16 protein-coding genes and 1 pseudogene are annotated in these 24,240 nt (G+C 49.6%); 6 read left to right on the forward strand and 11 right to left on the reverse strand.

The window, feature by feature from the left end:
- Nucleotides 1–42 precede the first annotated feature (42 nt).
- The 9 genes and pseudogenes from PsAD13_RS25515 to PsAD13_RS25560 all read right to left on the reverse strand — a co-directional run bounded on the left by PsAD13_RS25515 (nucleotide 43) and on the right by PsAD13_RS25560 (nucleotide 8,767).
- Nucleotides 43–819, reverse strand: coding sequence for a cyclase family protein (locus tag PsAD13_RS25515; protein WP_208986940.1), 777 nt, complete (start codon nucleotides 817–819; stop codon nucleotides 43–45).
- Nucleotides 820–1,196: 377 nt separating this feature from the next.
- Complete coding sequence (locus PsAD13_RS25520; RefSeq protein WP_063319886.1) at nucleotides 1,197–1,934, reverse strand: ABC transporter permease; 738 nt, start codon at nucleotides 1,932–1,934, stop codon at nucleotides 1,197–1,199.
- Complete coding sequence (locus tag PsAD13_RS25525) at nucleotides 1,921–2,865, reverse strand: ABC transporter ATP-binding protein (protein ID WP_063319887.1); 945 nt, start codon at nucleotides 2,863–2,865, stop codon at nucleotides 1,921–1,923. Before PsAD13_RS25525 ends, PsAD13_RS25520 begins: the two co-directional genes overlap by 14 nt.
- On the reverse strand, nucleotides 2,862–4,031 hold the full coding sequence (locus PsAD13_RS25530; RefSeq protein WP_063319888.1) for an ABC transporter permease: 1,170 nt from the start codon (nucleotides 4,029–4,031) through the stop codon (nucleotides 2,862–2,864). Before PsAD13_RS25530 ends, PsAD13_RS25525 begins: the two co-directional genes overlap by 4 nt.
- 11 nt (nucleotides 4,032–4,042) lie before the next feature.
- Complete coding sequence (locus PsAD13_RS25535) at nucleotides 4,043–4,951, reverse strand: ABC transporter substrate-binding protein (RefSeq protein WP_063319889.1); 909 nt, start codon at nucleotides 4,949–4,951, stop codon at nucleotides 4,043–4,045.
- A 516-nt stretch (nucleotides 4,952–5,467) separates the two neighbouring features.
- A pseudogene (locus PsAD13_RS28440) lies at nucleotides 5,468–6,302 on the reverse strand (IS3 family transposase); the annotation flags it as partial.
- Between the two features lie 162 nt (nucleotides 6,303–6,464).
- Complete coding sequence (locus tag PsAD13_RS25550) at nucleotides 6,465–7,628, reverse strand: glutathionylspermidine synthase family protein (RefSeq protein WP_063319891.1); 1,164 nt, start codon at nucleotides 7,626–7,628, stop codon at nucleotides 6,465–6,467.
- A gap of 16 nt (nucleotides 7,629–7,644) precedes the next feature.
- Entirely contained in the window at nucleotides 7,645–8,316 is a 672-nt protein-coding gene (locus PsAD13_RS25555; RefSeq protein WP_063288392.1) for a PspA/IM30 family protein, read from the reverse strand.
- Nucleotides 8,317–8,329: 13 nt separating this feature from the next.
- A complete protein-coding gene (locus tag PsAD13_RS25560) occupies nucleotides 8,330–8,767 on the reverse strand; it encodes a DUF2170 family protein (protein ID WP_084404830.1) in 438 nt (145 codons plus the stop codon).
- Between the two features lie 245 nt (nucleotides 8,768–9,012).
- Between PsAD13_RS25560 and PsAD13_RS25565 the strand changes: the two genes are divergently transcribed.
- The 4 genes from PsAD13_RS25565 to PsAD13_RS25580 are packed head-to-tail and all read left to right on the forward strand — an operon-like array spanning nucleotide 9,013 to nucleotide 11,708.
- A complete protein-coding gene (locus PsAD13_RS25565; RefSeq protein WP_063319892.1) occupies nucleotides 9,013–10,068 on the forward strand; it encodes an ion channel in 1,056 nt (351 codons plus the stop codon).
- Nucleotides 10,049–10,696: a DUF2491 family protein gene (locus tag PsAD13_RS25570; RefSeq protein ID WP_063319893.1), complete on the forward strand. Its 648-nt coding sequence runs from the start codon at nucleotides 10,049–10,051 to the stop codon at nucleotides 10,694–10,696. Before PsAD13_RS25565 ends, PsAD13_RS25570 begins: the two co-directional genes overlap by 20 nt.
- A gap of 17 nt (nucleotides 10,697–10,713) precedes the next feature.
- Nucleotides 10,714–11,124, forward strand: a complete 411-nt coding sequence (locus PsAD13_RS25575) for a DUF350 domain-containing protein (RefSeq protein ID WP_208986941.1) — start codon at nucleotides 10,714–10,716, stop codon at nucleotides 11,122–11,124.
- A 17-nt stretch (nucleotides 11,125–11,141) separates the two neighbouring features.
- On the forward strand, nucleotides 11,142–11,708 hold the full coding sequence (locus PsAD13_RS25580) for a DUF1190 domain-containing protein (protein WP_084404831.1): 567 nt from the start codon (nucleotides 11,142–11,144) through the stop codon (nucleotides 11,706–11,708).
- Nucleotides 11,709–12,371: 663 nt separating this feature from the next.
- Here the strand turns inward: PsAD13_RS25580 and PsAD13_RS25585 are convergent.
- The gene (locus PsAD13_RS25585; RefSeq protein WP_063319894.1) at nucleotides 12,372–12,926 is read right to left on the reverse strand and encodes a serine hydrolase; all 555 of its coding nucleotides are present in this window, start codon (nucleotides 12,924–12,926) and stop codon (nucleotides 12,372–12,374) included.
- A gap of 592 nt (nucleotides 12,927–13,518) precedes the next feature.
- Between PsAD13_RS25585 and PsAD13_RS25590 the strand changes: the two genes are divergently transcribed.
- The gene (locus tag PsAD13_RS25590; RefSeq protein ID WP_084404832.1) at nucleotides 13,519–14,304 is read left to right on the forward strand and encodes an alpha/beta fold hydrolase; all 786 of its coding nucleotides are present in this window, start codon (nucleotides 13,519–13,521) and stop codon (nucleotides 14,302–14,304) included.
- 6 nt (nucleotides 14,305–14,310) lie between these two features.
- Nucleotides 14,311–15,078 carry a 4'-phosphopantetheinyl transferase superfamily protein gene (locus PsAD13_RS25595; protein ID WP_063319896.1) on the forward strand — a complete coding sequence of 256 codons (768 nt, stop codon included), beginning with the start codon at nucleotides 14,311–14,313 and terminating at the stop codon, nucleotides 15,076–15,078.
- Here PsAD13_RS25595 and PsAD13_RS25600 read toward each other — a convergent pair.
- Nucleotides 15,025–24,240, reverse strand: coding sequence for a non-ribosomal peptide synthetase (locus PsAD13_RS25600; RefSeq protein ID WP_084404833.1), 9,216 nt, complete (start codon nucleotides 24,238–24,240; stop codon nucleotides 15,025–15,027). The two genes, PsAD13_RS25595 and PsAD13_RS25600, sit on opposite strands and share 54 nt — an antisense overlap.

Below are 24,240 nucleotides of genomic sequence, written 5' to 3' on the forward strand. Positions count from 1 at the left end.
GACGACAGGGAGAGCCGTTGAACTCAGCTCTCCTTCCCATCTTTAATAAACTGCAAGGACACGCCCTGGTCCCCCGGTCCCACCTTTGAACTTTGGGGCTCCAGCGATGATTGTTGCACCTGCCAATGGCACCTGATCCAGATTGGTCAGGTTCTCGATGCCATAGCGCCCAGACCCCAGCCACAGATAGTGCACGGGAAAGTCTTTTGTTGGCCCGTAGTCAATGGACAAAGTATCCACGCCAAGTCCGTAAACACTGCGTTCGTTGATTAAAAACTGCGCCGTATCCTCATGGAAACCGGGGAAGTGGAGAACGCCCTTGCTGTCTTCCCCGCGGTATTTATCGGTACCCACGTATTGCGGCCAGCCAGAAAGCATCGCGAAACAGGCCCTGTCCGGAATACGCCCATGCTGCTGCTCGTACTTCAGAATATCTTCCGGCATGACACGGTAATCGGGATTATCCGCTGCTTGATCACGCACATCAATCACCGCTAACGGACAGACGAACTTCTCAACCGGAATTTCATCAATTGACTGCCCGTCCTTGCTGAAATGGATCGGAGCATCGAAATGAGTTCCCACATGTTCGTGATAGTGGAGAGTCTTCAAATTCAATCCGTCTTTAGCAAAGGTGTATTCGTAGCTCTCTTCAAATGCAGGACCACCCTCAAACGTCGGGAAATCAGGCGTCAGTGTCTGGGTGAGGTCAATCACGTTTGAAAACGAAACACTCTCCGGTAAAACATTTGCCGTTGCCGCCAAAGCAGATGCACTCAGCACAGCCCCACCCGCCACCGAAGCCACTGCTCCGCACATAAATCCTCTCCGGGACAACCGCTCCCTCACCATCCGCACAACACACGCATCACACATATCCGTTCCTCTATGGTTCAGCTCTAAAGCGTATGTGAGAAGGGTTAAGGAGAGCAATACGCTAGGGGATGTACCCGGAAGGACGTGGAGCGAAAGGGCCAAATATTGCTGTTCATTAGTTTATGAATGAAGAAAGTGAAACTTGCAGAAACCGCAAATTCTATGGCGAAAACATGGTGTGAGATGTAACAATAAGAGTTGCTGGTGCTGATGAAGGAAGTTGAGTTACGTGGAGAGCAGCAAGTGCAATCCGTTGCTATCATTGAACAAAGTGCAAGATTTCTGAACCGAGTTATGGAAGGTTTGACTTACGTTTTTACTCAGGCCACACCAAGGCGTTTTCGGATTCTGGCTTCGAGTTGGGTTAGTGCGTCGTAGATTAGGACTGCGAACAGGCCGACTATGAGGCCGCCTTGTAAGACGTAGGAGGTGTTGTTGGTCAGCAGGCCTGCGATGATGACTTCGCCAAGCGTGTGGGCGGCGACGGTGGAGCCGATTGTTGCTGTGCCGATGGCAATGACGACAGAGAGGCGAACACCTGTCAGGATCAAAGGAAGTGCCAGTGGAAGTTCGACTTGAAGCAAACGTTGCCGGCGGCTGAGCCCTATACCCCGGGCTGCTTCCATTGTTGCAGGTGGCAAGGTTGAAAGACCGGTCATCGTGTTTTCGAAGATTGGCAAGATGCCGTACAAAAACAAAGCAACAAGCGTTGGTCCGGCTCCAAAACCCAGCATCGGTACTGCCAAAGCCAGAACGGCCACAGGTGGAAACGTCTGTCCCATGTTTGCAATGGTTCGTGACAGCGGCAAAAATGCCTTCCCTTGTGGGCGAGTGACGAGGATCGCCAGTAACACCGCAACAATGATTGCGGCGACGGAAGCTAAGGCAACGATACCCAGATGACTCAGAGAGAGCGACACTAACGAGGTGCGATCGTAGATCACGGCGGCACCGGGCGGTGTGAAGGGTGCAAATATAGGTGCAAACCACTCAGGCTGAAGGACAAGAGCGAGCAGCAGCAAAACAACGATCATCCTCAGGAAATTAGACCGGCTCATGTGTCCCCTCGGCTCTGGAGCGGATCGCTTCCAGTGTTACACGGCCAATAGGACTGCCGTTGCGTTCTACAGGCACAGCATTTCGCCCGCTCCAAAGGCAAACAGAAAGAGCCTCTCGCAGGCTGGACTTCTCGTCAATTGGCTCCCCTTCTGCAGCTCCCTCTTCAAGTATCTGGGAGACCGAAAGCAGCGATAGCAGGCGAAGCGGTCGATCGACACCACCAACCATTTCTGCAACGAACTCTGTGGCAGGGTTGGTGATGATCTCTGCTGGCGTGCCGTGCTGAACCAACTGTCCCTGATCCATCACCGCTACCTGATCACCGAGTTGTATAGCTTCCTCCATATCATGCGTGACGAGAAGGATTGTGGAGCCGAGTGTTCGTTGAATCCGGTGCAAGTCTGTCTGCGCGCGCGTTCGAATGATGGGGTCCAGCGCCCCGAAGGGCTCATCCATGAGCAACAGGTCGGGCCGGGATGCCAAAGCTCGTGCCACGCCTACCCGCTGTTGCTGGCCGCCTGACAGTTCAGCAGGATAGCGATCGCGAAACTCATCTGGCGGCATGGAGAATAGGTCCAACAGCTCATTCACACGCGTATAGATCTTGTCCTTGTCCCAACCGAGTAGCCGCGGCACGGCGCCGATATTTCTGGCAACTGTGTGATGCGGGAAAAGACCATGGCCCTGAATTGCATACCCAATGCGGCGGCGCAGGGCGTTTTTTGGCAGACCTGCAGTTGGTTCACCATTGATCCGAACTTGACCAGACGTGGGCTCAACAAGCCGGTTGACCATACGCAGTAATGTACTTTTTCCAGAGCCGGATGTGCCGACGATTGCGGTGATTGTTGCGCTCTCAATCGTCATAGATACGGAATCGACAGCAGGCCTTCCGTCGTAAACCTTAGTTATGTTGTCGATCTCAATCATCCATGCCTCATCTTATTAGGGCGGGCCAATTCGACCAGAATATCCATTGTAATTGCTGAGATAAGAGCAAGAATGACTGTTGGCAGGGCTCCAAGCAGGATCAAATCTGTTGCAGTCTGATTGAGCCCCTGAAAGACAAAGGTTCCAAAACCACCACCGCCAATCAATCCGGCGATTACCGCAAGGCCAATATTCTGCACCAGAACAATCCGCAGTCCAGCCAACATAACCGGAAGCCCGAGCGGCAATTGAATCTGTATGAGGCGTTGATGGCGGGTCATTCCCATACCGCGCGCAGCATCCAGCGTCACGATTGGAGTGGCTTCCAAACCGGCCACAGTGTTTGCCACTACCGGCAACAGGGAATAGATAACCAGTGCCAGAAATGCGGGCAAAAAGCCGATGCCGACGACACCCAGTTCCTTGGCACCGGGGATCGTGCTGCTGACCCAGGCAAGAAGCGGGATCATGATGCCGAACATGGCAAGTGAGGGGATTGTTTGCAAAAAGCTGAGCACAGGCAGGACTGCGCTACGCAAGCCTTCGTTCCGGTGGCAATACACACCAAGAGGAAAACCTATAGCAGCGGCGACAACAAGCGAGCCAAAAGCAAGGCCGAGGTGCCGCCACGCTGCATTGAAGAAGGCATCTTGTCTGCTGGCGTATTCTCTGAAGATTGACAGATCGGTCAAGGCTCCTGACCACAAGACCAACGCCGACACCACAATCGCTAGTGCCAACAAGGCGCCGCGCATTTTGGGGCCAGGAGAAAGAGAGGACAGAGCATCCGCCGCCAGCAGTAACAGGATTGCAAGCAAACACCAGAAACCACTGCCCAGGGATACTCTGGCATAAGTTCCAGCTCCCTCAAGAAGCGAGGTGCTGCCTTCCATCAGCAGCCAAATCAACGCTGCTATTCCGATCATCGCGCCCGTCAAACGCAAAACTTGCCAAGCCGCTGGCAAACCCAGGACGAGCCCAGCCATCAAGCCAGCAAAGCCGGGAATGACTGCTTCTGGTCCGGCCACGTCCCACACAGGGATACCCTCACCCGCGACAATACGATTGGCGGCAAGCGTCATAAAAGGTGCGTATAAGGCACCCAGACCCAGGCTTACAAACAAAAGACCGGGTCCGGAGACGACTGATTTAATCCTGCCAGGCATAACGCGCGCAGTTAATCCAAAACACCGATCTTGGTCAGATAGTCTTTTGCGACTGCAGCTGCTGGTTCACCACCCACTTGGATGCGGCCGTTGAGCTCCTGTAGTGTCGCCAGATCCAGACCTGCAAAGATCGGGTTCAAGACTGATGCAACTTCTGGATACTGTTTTAACACAGCAGCTCGGATAACCGGAGCTGGCTCGTAGACTGGCTGCACACCCTTGTCATCAGTCATAACAACAAGGCCTGTTGCAGCAACGCCGCCATCTGTGCCGTATGCCATAGCTGCGTTGACGCCAGAGGTGCCACGAGCTGCGGCCTGAATTGTCGCGGCTGTGTCACCGCCAGAAAGCACGACTGTCTGATCCGGAGACAGTTTAAAGCCATAGGTTTCCTGCATGGCAGGAAGGACTGCGGGAGAAGAAACAAACTCCGTAGAGGCCGCCAGTTTCACATTGCCTCCGTTTGCAACCCAGGCGCCGAAGTCAGACATAGTGGCAAGTTTGTTCTGGGAGGCCAATGCACCTGTTACAGCGATGGCCCAGGTGTTGTTAGCTGGTGCGGGTTGAAGCCATACCAGCCCGTTTTTCTCACCATCCAGCTCAGCTGCGCGGGCGTACCCGGCTTTGGCGTCTTTCCAGACTTCGCTGTCCGCCTCATTGTGGAAGTAGGCTGCATTGCCCGTATATTCAGGATAGATGTCGATTTGCTCCGCAAGCTGTGCTTCGCGAACCACCTGAGTGCCGCCAAGCTGCAGACGGCGTTCTACTGGCAAGCCAGCATCTTCCAACGCAAGTGCAATAACGTTTCCGAGGAGACCACCTTCAGTATCAATTTTGGAAGAAACAACAATTTCAGCATGAGCTGCAACTGTTAAGGCTCCGGTCATGCCGATCGCAGCAAGAATTCGATTAAATGTCATGCGAAGTATGCTCCTCAAAGCTCTCTATTTTTCAGCACTGCATTGTGAAATTTCTATTATGGGAAGAATGTGGCATCCCTAAAAGGGCTATTGCCCTAAACTTGGGCGTTTAGCACGGAATCGATTTCGCCAAATCTGTCGAATATCATCTGAGATTTTCCCTCACTCGACTTCCCCCTCAGCCTAGAGCACTCTTGTAAAAACCATAAGTAATCCAGAGTTGTACCAAAGGCACCGCTCATATAGGTCGCCGCCTGTTTCTTCGCAACCCGCCTCTGGTCTCCAAACGGAACTTTATCCAGCGTTCATTCCATCCCTCAATTCCCAAGGATATGCCCAGAGAAGTTCTGGCTGCAAGGTTTTGTTGAAATTGGAGATGTTCTCAGAGGTTTGAGGGTATTGGTATAAGAGGTGGTTCCGTTTTTTTGGAGAGTTGAGCGTCATCTCTAAGTGGATTCGCTCCGAGTATGCGGCAGCTTGAGTTATGCACTGCGGTTGGTTGCAGTAAGTCTGATCCTACGTGTTCCAGTCAAATGATGAATACGGGCGTGTGTTATTGTAAAATGCGATGAACTGGTCGATGGATTGCCTTGCCGCTTGCACGCAGGTGTAAATCTAAAGCTTGGACTCATCGTACTTGATTGTGCACTAGAACCGCTCGATAATAACATTGTCGTGTCGGGCTCCCTTGCCATCCATAGAAATCTTGATGTCCTCGCGCTTAAGCACTTCGGTGAAGTCTCTACTGGTGAACTGAGAGCCCTGATCAGAGTTGAAAATGTCTGGTTTGCCATGCTTTGCGAGCACCTCGATACAAAAAATCCACTTCCATGGTGATCGATAAGCGCCAACTCAAAACTCGGCGTGAATACCAGTCGATGATTGCCACCAGATAGGTGAACCCTTTGGCCATAGGAATATAGGAAATGTCGACCACCCAGATCTGATTGGGCCTCATCACAGCAATATCCCGCAGCAAGTACGGGTAGATTTTGTGCCCAGGAGCTGGTTCGGATATGTTTGGGTGCCTATAGATTGTCTCAATGCCCATCTTCTTCATCAAGATTCTCACCTTGCTGCAGCATTCAACTACCCGCGACTGGATATTTCTGGTGCCAACCATCCTGCCGTCGCATGAGAGCAAGCGTTTCCGGTGAGACTGGGCATGGTCGGTAGTAAACACTGCTTCTAGATATGTTCAGGGCTTTGGCCTACCGGCAAATCGAAAGTTTGTGCGTGGGGTCGAATGTTTTTTGGCGCTCAACAAACCCGGTTTTGTGAGCACTCCTTCTAAAAAATTGTTCTCCAACGCCAGCTCCTCAATCTTGGCGTGCTGCCATTTGATGTCGACTTCCAGTTCTTGCTTATCAACCCCAAACACATCTGGCATAGCTGCAAGAGCCTGCTCTCTACATAACTGGTAAATTCTGCCGTGCTTAATACTAATTGGCACTAGCAAAGTTTGCTTCTACAAGTCGGAAAGAGATAACTAATAAGTTGTAGCGTGAAAGCGTTAGTCGCAAATGTAGTGTGGGACGAAGCGAGATAAGTCTTTTGTGATCTTGGAGCTGTCTTCACGGATGCCTATTCCTGCTGGCTCATCTCCAATAACCCAAGATCCTATTACTGTGAAATCCTCACCATATTGCGGGACTGGGCAATAAGCTTGCAGAACGAAGCCCTCAACACCGTATGGGCCTTGTGCTTCCTCAGCGACTTGCGCTCCCTCCATGATGGAGATATTAGCCCCTTCTCGGCTAAAGATGGGTTTTCGTACATAGCGGTCGGTGAGATCGCTCTTGTCTTCATCCTGCTCAAAATAGGATGGCAATAGGTTAGGGTGGCCTTTGAACATTCCCCAAAGCATCGGAAGCATGGCCTTGTTGGACAGAATGGCCTTCCAAGGTGGTTCAATAAGGCGCATGTTTGTTTTGGGCAAGATAGGTCCATAGGACTCGCGGAACATGTCTTCGTAGGGGTAGAGCTTGAAGAGGTTCTCGATCACGTACTCTTCTTGATCGGCAAACTGGAATGCCTCATCCACGCCAATATCTTCGATAAAGACAAAGTGGTCCTGAAGGCCAGCCTGACGGGCGCAATCTTGCAGGTAGCGCACGGTTGCGCGGTCTTCAATAGCATCCTTCACGCAGGACAGGTGCAGGTGGTCTCCGGCTTCCAGAATCTGTGAGAGACGGCTGATCAGCTTGTCCTGAAGTGAGTTAAACTGATCGGCTTGTTGCGGGATCCCGCCGCGGGAGAGCTGGTCTTCCAGCCAGTTCCACTGGAAGAAGCCGGTCTCATACAAAGAGGTTGGAGTGTCGGCGTTGAACTCCAGCATCTTTGCAGGGCCGTTACCATCGTAGACAAAGTCAAACCGCCCGTAGAGCGCTGGCTCGGAGTTCTTCCATGATTGCGCGATCCAGTCCCAGTATTTCTCTGGAATCTGTAGCGCGCGCATCATCTGCTCACTTTGGACCGCTTTGTCGACGAGTTGGAGACACAGGCCGTTAATCTCCTCGGTCACATCTTCCAGATCATCCTCGATCTGTTTGAGTGTGAACTGGTATGCACGGCTTTCATCCCAATAGGGTTCGCCGTACATACTGTGAAAATTGAAGCCGAGCGCTTCTGCCTGTTGTTTCCAGTCGGAGCGCTCAGGCAACAATATTCGTTTCATAGATCAGCTCAGATGCTTATAGGGCTTCAAGAAGTTTTTGCACGTCGCCCTGTCCCGGACGCTCAAGGCGCTTGATTTTCTCTTCAAGGTCTGCCCCGCTATCAACCCGCGCTTCCTGCTCGGCAGCTTCCAGCATAGCCTGCTGATGGGCCTGACGTTGTTCAAGGCGGTCAAGACTGTCCACCGCACTTGCCAGTTTGCCATTGGAGGCCACTGTGCTGGTGGAGGAAGCTTTTTGAGCCTTGATCAAAGCTTCGGTTGCTTTGGCGCTTTCGATCTTTCGGTTCAGGTTTTCAATACGATCCTGAGACTGACGGATAGAAGCATCCATTTTCTCTTCGGTGGATTTATACTGATCCGCCAGATCCTGTTCAGAGATCGACTTTTCTTTCAGCTTGAGAATGCTCTCAATGATCTCGACAGCCAGCGCTTCATCTCCGGTTGATTTTGCCGTGCGCGCGGCGTCTGTACGGCGCTGTACTTCGCTTTCCAGCTCAGCAACGGAGCGCTCTTTCAGCACTCTGTTGGCAGTCATACGTGAGCGCTCGTCCTTGGCCTTGGCGATGGCGTCTTTCGCCTCGCGAATTTCCTGTTCCAGAATTACCATCAAGTTGGAATCCTGAATGCTCTCAGCTGCGTTGTTGGCGTGGCCCTTCACCGCAGAAAACAGTTTGCCCCAGATGCTCATAGATGCCTCCTGATTATGCGCTGGCTTTTGGACCGAGTTCACGGGCCAGTTCGATTGCGTTTTCTGCGATTACTTTGAATTCCTCGACGATCTCAGAAATCGGAGAGGTGGAGGACATGGTGCCGAACAGCTCATGATACTCACGGTCGCCAATCTTCTCGATGGAGAGGGCGCTGAGCGGCATGAGTGTACGGTGAGAGCGGAGCATCAGTGCTTCAAACGCTTCCGGATCTTCCAGCTCATCGCGATCCCAGAGCACGGTGGTGGTGGTGATTTGTGCAGTGCTGACAACTACAAAGAGGACGACATCGCCGATGCTCTTCATGTGAACTTCAAAAACATCCTGTGCTTCAGGTGCAGCAACAAACTCCATTTCCTCTGAAAGGCCTGCTGCGCTCTTCAGCGCTTCCAGCAAACTTGAGGCCGTCCATTGGCTAACCGACTGAGCCATTACAAATTCTCCAATTCAAAACCGTATGGGTTCAAAGCGCTTTATAAGATGCGAGTCTTTAGTAGATTACCACCCGACTGTCTTGAGTGGGCTCAGAGAATGCACTTATTTAATGCAAATAAATGCTTTTCCCTATTCACCAAGTCAATATAATTACCTATTACTCACGGGGTTAATTTCAATAGTTCGCCACAAGTTTCTTCAGTGACCGTTCTATGGTGTACAGGCGACAGGACGTTTTATCAGTGCCAGTTATTCAGCGGATATATTCCAAGTTCTATGAGCACCTTGTTGAGCTGCGTCTTTGGGTGCTGTTCTCGCTCATAGGCGCGTACCTGCTGATCTCGTGGCTGCTATTTGTGTGGGCGGGTGAGACAGATCTGGTGTCTGACCCTGTCGTGTTCCTGTACTTTGCCTCCACCACGGCCTCAACCGTCGGCTACGGTGATTTGTCTCCGGCAACAGAGGCTGGACGGCTGATTTCGGCGCTCTGGTTTGTGCCCGGTGCACTGCTTATTTTCACGGCTGTGTTGAGCAAGCTCACCAGCTCTCTCGTTCAAGGGATAAGACGCATGGTCGATGGTCGCGGAAACTTTAGAAACCTTAGTGGAGCCACGGTCATCATCGGGTATCATAGCGACCGGACCGAGCGCATGATCACCGACCTGATTGCCGGCAAAGACAACGACACCAAAATTGTGCTGCTCGCCACCTCTGCCGACATTACGGTTCCTGAGGGGGCTCGCTTTGTGCGCGGTGACCGGCTGGATACACTGGAAACCCTGAGACGAGCAGCGGTGGAATTTGCTGAGAAGATTATCGTTTACACCGAGAGTGATGCCGAAACGTTCAACACCTGCCTTGCGATCCGTGAGATTTCCAGTGACGTGCATGTCGCCGCCTATTTCGGCGACCGCGACACAGCACGCCGTGCAACCAGACTAGCGCATGTGGAAGCGGTGGTTTCCAGCGCAACGGAAACGCTAGTACGGGCAGCGCAGGATCCGGGGGCAAGCCGGGTCATCATGGCGCTGAGCAGCGCAACGCACAATGCCACCATTTATTCTGGTGTTCTTGAAGGGACACGGGCGTATCTGGCTGCGGAAGTTGAACAGCAACTTCTTTCGGTCAATGCCGTTTTGCTTGCTGTAGGACAGAACGGAGCGGATGATGTGTCTTTCAAGCCATTTCCGCGTGATTTAGGAGGCGGTACCACCGTCTATTATGTGGCTCAGCAACGTCTTGAGCCGGAGACATGGTCTCGTTTAATGGAGAAGCTTGATGCTGAAGTTCTGGCGTAAATCAAAAACTCAAAATGAATTACCTGAAGTGCTCGGCATCACCATTGGCAGGGCTGTTACTGTTGACAGTATCTCCGTTAAGCTGCTGCCTCAGGACAGTTTGATCGAGGTGCCACAGCTGACGTTTTCAATTGTTGCGCAAGGCCATTGCGATCTTGGCGAACAGTCACATTTGCACCGTTTTTACCCGGATGACGACGCCGTTCTCTTGCAAATTCAGGGAGGGGATGGTGTCACTGATGAGCGTGTTGACGAGATCATGCTGTGGTCCTATTACGATGTTCAGTACCCCAGTACAGATCACCAATGGCGCGAAATCCATCGATCTATCTGCCAAAAAACCTTTTCGCTCTCCAGTTCTCAGGGCGATGTACTGTTCGAACGGGCATGGTTTGACAGCTCTGACCAGCCGGAAGAACCCATGCAGTACTGGGAGAGTGTGAGTGAAGATCGTATTGGTAAATCTGGACGTAGAATTTTCCAAAGCGCCATGTTGTTTGCACGAGAACTAAGCGATGGCAAAGACGAGATGTTGCTGGTGAACATGGAAGAGGTGGAAGGCACAAACGAGCGCAGTGTGGCCTTTATGCTCGGACGTAGTCTTTCACAACACGAATTGCATATTTGATCTTTATGGAGAATATTTTGGCTGAACTTCAAAATTCCTTATTTGGCTTACTGCCTTTTCTGGCCTATTTTATTGTCGCCGTTGTGATGCTTGTGATTTTCGTGGCGATCTACAAGTTTGTCACTCCTCATAAGGAAATGGCACTTATCAAAGAAAATAATAGTGCTGCCTCTCTCTCGCTCACGGGCACTGTTCTTGGCTTTTCCATTCCTATCGCAAGCGCCGCTGCCAACTCTGTTGGTCTGATTGATTTTGCTGTTTGGGGTGTTGTTGCTGGTGTCCTGCAAATTGTCACATTTTTAGTATTCCGAGCGTTCTACCCGCAAGTCTCCAGCAGAATTGAAAAGGGTGAAACCGCAATTGGTATCCATCTTGGTGGCGTTTCTATTAGCGTCGGGCTTTTGAATGCCGCTTGCATGACCTATTGAGCCTTGGAGGAAACCAGATGAAACGTTCAGGACCTCTAAAACTCGTAATCATGGCAACAGCTGGGGTGTCTCTTGCTGCTTGTGATAAGTTCGAGGAAAAGGCAGACGGACAAGTTTTTGTCGATCAGGAGCAGTGTGTTTCTGCTGAGCAATATAGCGTGAATGAGTGCACCGCAGCCTTCAAGGTTGCCAAAGATGCAGACAATGCCTCCGCACCGCGCTACAACACCAACCGCCTCTGTGAAGATCAGCATGGGCGGTATGCATGTGTTCCAGCGCATGGGACTGGAACCTCCTATAGCAGCTACTTTGTTCCAATCGCGGCTGGGTACTTTATTGCTAATGCTGCGCAAGGTTTGTCTGACTGGAAGTATCGCGTTCGCCCTGTTTATCCAGATCGCAATCGACGCCATTTTTACACCAGCGGCGGATACCTTCTCGACATGTCGTCGAGCAATCGTTCAGCTCGTATTCCTAAAAAAGCGACAGCAAAACTCCCAAAGCCACCCAAAGTTCAGACCAGAACCTCCATCGCGTCTCGTGGTGGTTTCGGATCCAGATCAGGGCGTGGATTTGGCGGGTAAGAAAGATAACAGATGAGGCACCGTTTATGTCGATGCCTCATTGTAGAATTGAAATATTTTCTGAATGAATTTTTTAAGTTAGCTTTGCTCATCGAGATTAAGTGAAGTTCTGACAGATGGGACACTGCGTACTCGTAGAAGGACTTTAAAATGGTTCTAAGTGTTTATTCAGATTTTAGTGTTGGGGTTTTCAGCGGTTCAAAATGGTCGTTTGAGCAGAACTCAAATAGCGCTGAACTAATTCTAATTGCTCGTATGTGCAGTATAGCTCGGTAGTTGAAGTGTGGACATTGGCTCTTGTGAAAAACAAGCCCAGCCCAATCTAGAACTCTACTTCAACGAGTTTCTTTCCAACTCACTACGAAGGTCAGAAGACATCTGTTTGCGGGTAATGCAAAAAACAAATATCTTTGCAGACAGAATAGACATTTTACAGATGTTGGAAGTTAAATAGTTGACGGCGAAGGCAAGATGCTGACATTCGAATGTTTTCAATAAGGGAGGTGCCTGCATAAATATTACTCCGATTACATTCACTTTACTTAAGTATTAAGTAGAATAATCGTTGGCATGTAGAAACACGATAGCTAAGAGAAGGTAAAATTGTGCTTTGGCTATGATCAAACTGATGATTTGCTAGCATTGGTACGATCTCATTTCTCATTATCTTGAGTGGGTAAATTTGCGGGAGTGGTCGAAATTTCTACTGGTGAAAACAGCGTTTGTATTTATTTTAGGTATTACAAACAGGAACCGCCCGCCGCTACCTTGTGCTTGAAAGCTTTCGAAAAGTACCTCTCCTACTTTAAAGTTATGCTTCCACCAAAGATAACCATAGTTTGGGAAACCAAGGCGTTTCTCTATGGTTTTGGTGTGCACATCAGTGGAGCGAACGACACAATCAGGCCAAACGATTTGCCTGCCCTCCCATGATCCCATGTTCAGGTAGAGCTGTCCTAGCTTGGCAAGATCCCGACTTGTGAGCTTGATGCGATACGGAACATCTGGCCGCCCCTCCAGACAATGGGTCCATTTGTAATTCTTTATGCCCAGAAGCTCAAATAGATAGACTTTGGCAAATTGGTCAAGCGGCATACCGCTTGCGTTGATGATTGCCTGCCGAAGAGCAATCTCGCCAATACTGGAATATGAGAATTGCTGACCTGACTCGTTTATCAACTTAAGCAGAAATAGCTGATAGTGCCAGTTTAATGACATGCTCCCGGATTTCATAAAAATGACGTTCCAAACATTAGGTGGTCGTAAGATGTAATCTACCTGAGTTTTTGTGTCTTCTTCCGGATCGCGATCATACCAGATTTAGAACGTGGGGCGCGGAACACCCAGCGATTCTAATGTATGCTTGATTGGCTGTTGTGAGTTTTCAACGGGTAGGATGAGTTCCAGTTTTCATAGGCGGGGCACCCCAACTATTCGCTTCCTTCAAACCGATGACAGGCGACTTTTTCATACTCCCCTATCATCGAACATGTTTTTTAGGAGATGCAGCTCGAGAGCCTGCTTGGTGAACGTTTATTGATTGAGTTATCTGTGGTAGGGGGAGGAGACCACGTTAAGTGGAAACTTGCCATGGGCTGGTGCGGACATGACGAGATTTTCAAGGATATTTATCGGTAGTGTTACCCGACTGCTGATTGGCCTGCGTAAGAAAAACTATTCGAGGCTACGTTTGTTTGTTGGTTCATCTGCAAATATTAAACTGATAAATAGCATAAGATAACCCACTCGACGTCACTTCAAAACAACGTAATAATCACCTCATTGAAATAGTTTATTGATGGACTACTAAATGAGTTGTCGATGGCCGTCCCAGTGGTTTGATACTACAGCAGATAAGTGCAAGCTGAACTTGGTTTGTTTGCCTCAGGCGGGAGGTGATACGAGCTTGTATAACCGATGGAAAGTACCGCTAGGTGATCAGGTAAATGTTATGCCTGCTAAATTTCCAGGGCGAGGAACCCGGTTAAAGGAACCAACAATCAATGCGATGGAAAGGGTTGTATCGCAGCTAGCGCTAGAGATTGAGAAGTTCGGCGATGCGCCTTTTGCAATATTGGGGTCAAGTATGGGGGGGTGGATTGCCTACGAGTTGGCGCTCCATCTTTTCAAGCAAAGGCAGCTGACGCCAACGGCGCTTTTTGTGCTGGCTTCGGCGTCTCCTTTTGCTCCAAGAACCCTGCCGTTTCTTGATGGGTGTACACGCGAGGAGATGGTTGATGAGCTCATCTCGTTTAATCCCGAGTTTGCTCAGATTGCACAACATAACGATCTTGTAGACTTGCTTTTACCTGCGATTGTAGGTGACTTTGAACTCTGTGAGACTTACAGGCCGCGAGTTCCCTGGCAAATCGCGTCACCTGTCTTTGCCTACGCAGGAACTAAGGATCAGATTGTGGAACCACATAAAGTGGAGGGATGGACGAAGTTGAGTTCTGAAACTGTTGCCATTGATGAAGTCGAAGGCGGACATTTTTTTATTGAGCATTCTCCAGCTAAAATCCTTAATCAGATAAAAGATCATGCTGCAAACGTTGTTGGTCAGTTACACCAGCCTTCATCCATAGAGCTCGCTTAAGATTTCATGCCTGTTTCATATTCCGTCTTTGATGCTCAGCATTGGTTTTTGGCTGTGAAAGAGCAATGGCAACGTTGCTGTGAGTCAGGCAAAGTGATGCTTGTTTTGTTGCCATTGGAGTATCCATTTCCAATGGACCAAGCGTTAACCGCTGAAGAGAAAACAAGAGGTGCCCGGTTCAGGTTCTTACGAGACCGGCGCGCGTTTGCCTTGGGTCGCTGGGTCGTTAGAACCATTCTGGGAGTGGATCAGCCGCCAATACCCTTTCTGCTGCAAGATGGTGGTAAGCCATACCTTTCAGGATACCCGACATTCAATGTGAGTCATTCAGGCGGTTTGGTTGCAGTCGCTTTTGCACATAATGCGCCCTTGGGTGTTGACATTGAACTCAAGCGACAAGGCAGCCAAATGACTGATTTGATGCTGCTTGTTTGTCATCCGATGGAGCGTTTACACATTGAATCAAGGAGTCTCAAAGAACGCTCAGCCATGTTTTATCGCTGTTGGACCCGGAAAGAAGCCATCTTAAAGGCAACAGGTGAAGGGCTGCGTGATGACCTCAGCTCACTTGACGTGAAATTAGAGCAACAGCACCCCTGGATCACTTCAGAACCTCTTCCTTTGAAACTGCTGGATATTGAGGTCGGATGGGAAGGTTACAGCTGTAGCCTCGCAGTGGACCCCGGTATCACTAGTTTAGACATCCACTCCCCCTTCCAATTACGCCAACTCGAGTGTTTTGACCAAACCAGCAGTAGCCAATACGTGATCTAACGTTTCTCCCATGAGTATTGAATAGTGATCTGTTTCTACAATCTGCCAGTTTTGTAAATCTGGCAGTAGTTTAACCCAGATCTCATGGGAGTTTGCTGTTGTATTTTGGGTTCCGTTCAACCCTTTGGCAGTTTCAGATGCCAAGAATACACTCGCCTGCCAAAAAGGCGTCGGACTCATTGTATGGTGTGCCATCGCTTCCAGATTGGCTTTCGTACAGCGAACAAGTGCTTCTTGATAGGCCTGTCGTTCATGACTGTTCTCAACAAGGGTTCTTTTATCTGGCCATTTCGCCTTCAGCTCCTTTAAGAAGATGATTTCGACTTCTTGCTCACTCATTTGCTTCAGGTTTTCGCCAGAGTTTGGTGCAGGCGGATCAATGAGCGTTAAGTTGCCGGGAGCTCTTTGTTGCTTCGAGAAGCAGAGTCCCATTTCTTGAGCAACCCATGAGCCGAATGACCAGCCGACTAAATGAATCCGCTTATTTGCAAACCTTTCCGCTATGGCTTCAGCGTAAACCGCAGCTCTTTCTTTTAAACTGATTTCTGGTAGATCGGGATTTGTGAGGGCAGGATCGGCAATCACGGTGATCCCAATGTTGTCCGGGAGTTTTCCTGCCAGTTCTCGGTATGCTTCAACATCACCTCCGATTGGATGTATGAGAACAACAACTTCATCACCCTCACCAGAATGCCATTGGTGCGGGGCAACTGCATCTGCCCAAGTGCTGTTTGGAGAAGAGGGGTTTGCCTTGTGCTGTTGTTCAACCAGATTCATAATCAGGTCTAAGGAAGTGTTCTTTGGGATTTGGGAGAGTAACACCTGAATGCCATAGTTTTCTAAGAGGCTAACGACATCCAGAAGAGTAAGTGAATCCATACCTAAGTCATAGAGGCATTCATCAGGGGCAAGCTGATCAAGTCCAAGCTGTTGCAGAAGAAGGGTTTCTATCTGATCGCGAATGAGTTTTAGTTTGTGTGTCTTGCTCGTTCGCGCATCAGATTTGATCTCGTTCCTGACCAGTGATCGATAGAAGTATCGAGCCTCTTCAACATCACAAGTGCTAACCAGCACTTGCGGTACAGTTGTATGAAGTACACGAGAAAATGTGCGCAGGCCTTCTTTGTTGGATAGGCCAAGCGTCAGGTGTTTTTGATGTAGTTCATCTTGTGTATTGGAGTGGGTCGCCATCCCACTTTCGCTCCAGATATCCCAGTTGATGGTGGTTCTGATTGTGTCAGGGGTCACCGGATTGCTGTAATGCGCAAAGCTATCCATTAAGGCGTTGGAGGAAGCGTAGTCCAGTTGGCCAGCTCCCCCTAAAACAGCTGACATTGACGAGCAGTAGATAGCCCTCGTTGGCTTGAATACTTCAATGAAACGCTCAACAAAAATGCTTCCCTCATACTTTGCTAGCATCTTGTTGTAGACTTCTATCGGGTCACGGAAAGAAATCAGATTTCCTTCTCCAACTCCAGAGGCATGGACAACGCCTACAACAGGCATGTTTAATTTGGTGACACTCTCAAACGTCATAAGCCACGTGGCTGGCTTTCCTATGTCAGCCTGTATCAGGTGAATTCTTGTATCAAACTGCAGAAGTTCTTCTGGAATGCGCGGATTGCGGGAGATAATTGCGATTTGAGCAAGAGGATCAGCCAGCAGGCTCTTACAAACTTGAGTTCCAATCGCTCCGCTGCCACCCGTCACCACGAAGAGAGCTGACGCATCGAGTTCAATCGGTTCGATAGTTGGGCGATTTTGAGAAAGAGGTAAGATCCTGCATTCCCAAACAAATCCATTACGCAAGGCAAGGCGTTGTGCCTTCATTTCTTCAAGTGAGAGTGCAAACGCAACCTCGGGCCAAATAAAACCTTGTTTTGTGTCTTCTAAATCCAGCCAGAGTGTCTGGATGCCAAACTCCTGAGGGATCACAGAAAGCGGACCAGCGAGTAGTCCGTGTAGCGGCTGAGCGACTGTACCATTCACCGGTGCAGCCTCGTAAGAGAGCAGGCATATTCTGGATATCTCAAGCCCATATTTAGAGTGAGCCTGAAGCACATAAGTCAGGCTATCCAGACAAACCTTTTTTGCTTCCCGAAGGCTATCCAACTCATTTTGCTCGCCTTTACTGGACAATGGAAGTGCATGAAGCCAGTCCAACTCTCCTAGGTTCATAAATGACAGGTGGCTCAGAAGGTCTTCAACGGAGTCCGTAGAAAACGGATCTACCGACAACTTGTCTGAATGAGCACCAGAAATGCGTCCGTCATAACAAACAAGCACAACACGATGGTAGACGGCATCAAGTGCGGCAAAGTCATCGGAGACGTTGTTCGGATCATATAGGACAACCGCTGTTTTTGATCTCTGCGCTGTTTGGCAACTTCCAACACGGCAGACTGGTTGCCAAACCATCTGGCTTAGCCATTGTTCCTCTGGCAGGCGTTTTGGAAGGTTTTCACTCGCCTTACTCTTGGCTGCTGGAAGCTCTAACACGTTGTATTGTTGAAGATTGAAGCAATAACCCGGCAAATCCCAAGGCGGCGGAGTACCTGCACTTTGGGACACAATCTCTTTGCCTTCCAGCCAATCAGCAGCGGTTAGGCTGGCGGGATCGCAAGCTCCTTTATTCTCATCACAGTAATGCGGGACGAATGAACCGAGAGTTTTAATTGCCTCTTCGACTTCATCACAATCTATAGCAAAACGCCATGGGTGTGCTCGCCTGCTTGATTGCAAATGTGAGAGAACCTGCTGAAATGAAGTTGGGTTATGTTCAAGATAATTCTTGATCTTTTCTGCCAAAGAAAAAAGTGCAATCTTGGTATGTGCTGATAGAACAAGGCATTTTGTAGTTGCGTATTGTCGAAGCTCGTCTTCCGCGGCTTCTCCAATTACAACATGAGCGTTTGTGCCGCCAATTCCGAAACTGCTGACGCCTGCATAACGTGGGCGTGTATCTTCCCATTTTTTGCTGTTGGTCGGGATATAGAACCCCTTTTGATCCAAGCCAAGCTCTTGATTGGGCTGCTCAAATCCAAGGTTAGGGGGTACATAGCCGTGATAGATCGACAGAGCAGCGCGAATAAGCCCAAGGACGCCAGCCCCGGCACCTAAGTGGCCGATCTGGCTTTTGACAGACGAGAGTGCACAGGATGCTTTGGGGAGATTACCGTATGCAGATGAAAGGGCTTGTACTTCAATAGGATCACCCAGTTGTGTCCCTGTTCCGTGCGCTTCCACATATCCGACTTGATCACCCCTTACTCCTGCATTCGTAAGGGCTTGACGAATAACGCTTTCCTGTCCGGAAACTGAAGGTGAAGTATAACTCATTTTGGACCGACCATCGTTATTGATGGCTGATCCTTCGATAACAGCATAGATGCGATCACCGTCCGCTCGGGCGCGATCCAATGACTTCAACACCACAACCCCAACACCACTGGCACCGATGGTACCGCTGGCGTCTTTGCTGAACGGTGAGCAGTTGCCATCCTTGGAAAAGATGTGCTGAGACTGATACTTATAGCCCTCTGACATATCGGGATCTACAAGCACGCCTCCTGCTAGCATGACATCACACTCACCATTTCGGAGCATGCCTGCAGCCGTATGAATACCAATCAGCGAGCTTCCACACGCGGCTTGTAGCGTAATGGCAGGGCCTTTGAGGTCCAGCTGAAAGGCAACCTTGGTGGCGAGGAAGTCTTTCTCATGGTGTAAGGCCATTTGGAACTTGTCGGGAAGGGTGGTTGGGGGGTTGGAGCGAAGGGCTGCGTGATAGTAGGTTGTCTCACCACAGCTTGCGATAACACCGATGTTTTGGTCGGTGTTCAGTGGAGGAATGCCAGCATTTTCAAGAGCATGTACACAGCTCATCAGGAAATGTCGCTGCTGCGGATCCATGAGCGCTGCTTCCCGTGGGCTGATACCGAAGTACTCAGGATCGAACGACATCATTTCGCTCATCTGACTTCGCGCACCAACGAAATCAGGGTTCTCTGGAGTGAAATGTTCAATTCCGCTTCGGTTTTCAAGGACCATGGACCAGAACTCGGCCAGGTCGTTTGCGCCTGGGACACGTAGTGCCATACCGATTATAGCTACTTTATCTGCATTTTTAGCTGTCGATGATTTGCTAGTCCGAGGTTCTAATTCCGCTTTTCCTTCAAGATGTTCTGCCAGACCTAAAGGTGTCACATAACGAAACAAATCTGCGATACTGACTTTTTCTTCCAGCGCTTTATTGAGATGCATTTGATAGCGCATCAATTGCAGGGAAGAGCATCCGGCCTCGAAAAATGTTTGGTCCGCAGTGATGGATGCACCAGTGACATGTTCAAAAGCTGCAATGAGTTCATTTGTGCGTTGAATTGCGTTATTTGCGTTTTTATTGCGTTTTTTACGTTCAATCTTGCGCCAACTGCAGCCGGCCAATGCTCTTTGATTTATCTTTCCACTTGGAGCGCAGGGCCACTCGTCGACCTGTCTGAATTCGTCAACTCGGATGTAGTCAGGAAGCTGCGTTGAAAGATAGTGGTCAAGCTCATCTGCATTGATGGTTTCCACTCGCAAGCTGACATAGGCATGGAGTTTTTTATGCTGGTCATCAAAGACAACAGAAGCCTGCTCGATGGCTCTATGATTTATCAAAGAGGCTTCCAACTGGCCGAGTTCAATGCGGTGACCTGAGATCTTCACCTGGTGGTCGTGACGCCCTTCATAATTTACCTGTCCAAGTTCATCTATAAAGCCGATGTCACCGGTTTTGTAATAGAGTTTTGAACCGTCAGTGTCACTATCTGGCTGGAGTATGACAAAGCGTTCTGCGTTCAGTTCTGCATTGTCTAGATAACATCGGTGAACCAGGTTGCCGCCTATGAGGAGCTGGCCGCGTTCACCGGATGGAACCGGATGGAAGCTGTCATCTACGATGAGAATATCGGTATTGTGAACAGGTGCGCCAATTGGTGGGCGGGTTGGCCAGTTTGCTGCTGATCCGTGCAAAGAGTAGGCACAAACAACATGTGTTTCCGTTGGGCCATAGTGATTGTGCAAGGAGGCTTGGCGTAACTGCGTGAAGAACGTACGAAGGGCTTTGGTACAATATAACTGCTCACCGGCCGTGATCACATTCTTCAAGGTTCCGGGGAAAATATTGAATGTTTGAGCAGCTTCGCAAAACAATTCCAGTGCCACAAAAGGCATGAAGATGCGTTGAAGATTATTGTCACGTATATAGTTCAATAAGCCCTGCATGTCCTGTCGCCAAAGAGGATCAATGACATGGAAGCACCCGCCCGAACAGAGCGTTGAAAAGATCTCCTGAAACGAGACATCGAAGGCTAACTTGGAAAACTGCATGGTGTGTTCTCCAGCGGGCAATCCTCCGTCTTGCTGTTGCCAATGCAATAAATTGCAAAGTGTCTGGTTGTAGACATCAACCCCTTTAGGCTGACCTGTGGAACCAGAGGTGAACAGGGTATATAAGGGCCTTTCACGATCTGAAAATTTCAGAGGATGCTGATGATCTCGCAAGTTTCTGAGCTCTTGCAAATCGACTGAGAGCGCGTGTAAGTCCTTGCGTTTAAGTGCAGAAGGTAAGGATGCCTGCGCTGCATGGAGGATCCCAACTGGTTGGGCTTGCGAAATCACATCCTCCAGCAGCTTTTGAGGATAGCTCAGGTCCAACGGAAGTGCTGTTACACCCAGTTTTGTAACTGCCAGAAGCGAGACTATGTAGTCTGGGGAAGCATCCATATAGAGTGCGACGTGCGCAGGTCCGACAGGTTCTGTTGACCCGAAAATAGTGGACTGCATATAAACAGCTAAAGCATCGGATAGCTCGTCCAACTCGTGATAAGTGAGAGTGTTGCCATCCCATGCCAGGGCAGGTGCATGCGGTGTTAACGAGACTTGTTTGTGGAACCAGCTTGCTACCGTTGTGTATGGTAGTGACTGGCTTGCTCCAGTCACATGCGAAATGCCTTGGTGTGCGTTGAGTTGGAAGACGTTAGCTGCAGGCTCTTCAGTTTCCATCTGAGCCAAACCAGTGAACATCGTTTGTTCCAGCAGGTTGATAGCATCATTGTCGAAATAACTGAGATCATACTCCCAGTAGAATTGATAGGTTTCAGCTTCATCAAGAACAGACAGATAAAGCGGGCACTTAGAGGCGATATCTTCAGGGTAAGATAGCTGCGCGCCTTCTCCATTAAGCTTTAGCGTTTCGTAACGGGTGTTTTCGGTCGCAAACATAAACTCAAACGGAATGCCCGAAATAAGCTTCCTGTTCTGGAGATGATCAACCACATGTTCGAAGGCAACATCCTGACAGGCAAGGACTCGTTTTGCAGCCTTAGTGAGGGTGCTTGTATTTTGTCGAATAGAGGCTGTTGGGTCGATATTAACCGGAACCAACGCTGTGTTGGCGAACATGCCAACTGTTGCTTCAAACTCTGTTGTAAGCCGGTTCGCCACAGGGCTCGCAATTGTGAAACTCGTTCTACCCGTGTGCACATAAAGTGCATGGGCAAATAGCGCGTGAAAGACCTGATGAGGTGTTAGTGAAAGACGCTTTGCAATGGTCAACAACTTTGCTCGGGTGGCTGCATCAAGACGTGTCAAACGTGTTCGCCCTGCTGAAACACCTTGCTTCCCTTGACCGTTTGTCAGCACGGGCTTCCAGCATTCCTTTATCTCCGGTGTGTCGTACAGCTTGAAGAGAGCATCTTTTTGCTTGTTGTAGTGTTCAGTTTCCCATAGGAGCGACTGCCATTTCGCAAAATCTAATGTTGTCAGCCCGATTGGCTTTTGGTCCTGTCCTACTTCGTCTGTTTCTGCCTGGAATAAACGGGAAAGATCTTCAAACAAGATATTGAGAGACCAGCCATCCAGAATAATATGGTGCGCATGAAACAGAAGGACGCTGCTGCCATTTGGTTCGTGGACCAAATGAAGTTGAAACAGGCTTGGGTGCTCAAGATCAAATGGCTGAGTGAGGAGTTTGGTTTGCAGCTGCGAAATTGCTTCTTCTTCCAAGGTTCCGTGGAAGTGAAACGCCTCTGGATTGCTTTCAGCTACCCGCTGTTGCACCCCATCATCAGTGAAATGGAAGCTGGTGCACAGTGCCTGGTGTTTTTTGACCAGCTCATATGTTGCGTGACCCAAACTTTCGGCATTCAGATGACCTGAAAACCGAAAAACGAACGGTGTATTGTAGGATATGTCAGCAGGGTTCCGTTGCTGCTGTAGCCATAACCGCATTTGCTCTGAGGTTGCCTGCTCTTTTGCCAAACCTGATGGAGCAAGTGCAGGCGGTAAACTGCTGGCTTGCTCATTGTGCTTGCCAACAATCTCAGAGAGTTCAGCAAATGTCAGGTTTAAAAGCTGTGATGGCGCAACGCGGCAGCCAAATACTGAGGTGAGTCGGTTAGATAAGCTGATTGCTTTGAGTGAATCGCCCCCTGCAGTAAGCAACGTCTCTTCACGGCTTAACTGCGCCACACTCAACACCATCTCTGCAGTTTGCAGAATGCTGCTCAGAACGGCACTCTCCGAGGCTTGAGAGGAGGAAGCTCGCCGGAATGGAGCAATTTGCATTTCTTGAAGGGCTTTTCGATCGATCTTCCCGTTTGCATTCAGAGGTAACGAGCCAAGGCAAAAAACCTTATGAGGACGCATGTAATCTGGCAGGTAAGCAGAAAAATGGGCATCGAGCTCTTCATAATCAAGCTGCTCTTCAATCGCTAAGTAAGCGTGCAATTCAAGCGGATTGTTTTGCTCCTGAGTTGCTACAACACAAGCCTGCTGTATCTTCGGATATTGCTGGATGCGCTGTTCGATTTCTTCAGGTTCTACGCGAAACCCGCGTACTTTAATCTGCCTGTCAACGCGGCCCACATACTCGACCAGACCTTGCGGATTGAGGCGGACCAGATCGCCAGTGCTATACCATTTTCCAGAGTTTGGAAGCTCTACAAACCTACGCTGTGTTTCCTCTGTTCTATTCAGATAACCATGAGCAACGCCTGCGCCGCCAAGATAGAGTTCCCCAGTTTCACCGATATTGGTGATCTCACCGTTTGATGACCTTAGCTGGCAGTCTGTACTGGCAATGGGACTGCCAATGGGAATGATGTCTGCATCAAAGTCCCGAGGAATTGCAAAGCACAAGGCAAAGGTTGCACACTCTGTCGGGCCATAGATATTGTATATCTGACAGGCGCTTTCAGGGTTTGCTGCATACCATTTCTCGACAGTTTTGGGGTTTAGCTGCTCGCCGCCAATGAGCAGATGCCCAAGCGATCCAAAGCAGGCAGGCCCGTGATCGACCATCGCATTGAACAGAGAGACTGTCATGAACATGGTTGAGATCGACTGCTGCTCCAGCTGCCGAGCAAAGCCTGCAAAATCGGAGAGTTCGTCACTGGAGAAAACGACACTACATCCGCCAGTTAAAAGCGGTACCCAAACATCAAAGCTGAGTGCATCAAACGCAGGGTTGGAAATATGCGCGTAGCGATCTCCGATATGCATGGGGACAAAGCGGGGTTGATGGGCAAGCCTCTCGATTGCTGAGAGAGGCACTTGAACGCCTTTGGGCGTCCCCGTTGTTCCAGATGTGTAAAACAAAAACGCAGTTTTCGCCAAAGGATAACGCGGGAGGTCGCCGCTATTCTCATGCAGGCTTTGTATGAGCAACTGGTCAGCATGAAGGATCTGATGCGCTTGTTGGGAAAATGGCGTGGATGCACTCGCCTCTGGCACGATGAGAAAACGTGTTTGGCTATCAGTTAAGATTGCTGTTTGCCGGTCTGGCGGGCTGGCGGCATCTAACGGGACAACCGTTGCTCCCGCTTTCAGTATCGCGAGCATGACAACTATGAGCTCTTGAGAGCGAGGCAAACAGACGGCAACCACATCGCCGTTTTTTACGCCGTGGCCTCTCAATGCTGAGGCTACTTGTGCGGAGCGTTCGTTGAGCTCTTTGTAGTTGAGGATACGATCATGATCCTGCACCGCGGCCAGTTCAGGAAAATGGTCCGCATAAAAGCTGATACTGTCTAATAACGAAGATTGGACGGGTCCCTGATCTCCAATTTCTAAATCATAAGAGCTCGAGGCTAAATATTCATGAGAAGTGTTGATAGTCAT

Source organism: Pseudovibrio sp. Ad13, from assembly GCF_001623225.1.
Taxonomy (GTDB): Bacteria; Pseudomonadota; Alphaproteobacteria; order Rhizobiales; family Stappiaceae; genus Pseudovibrio.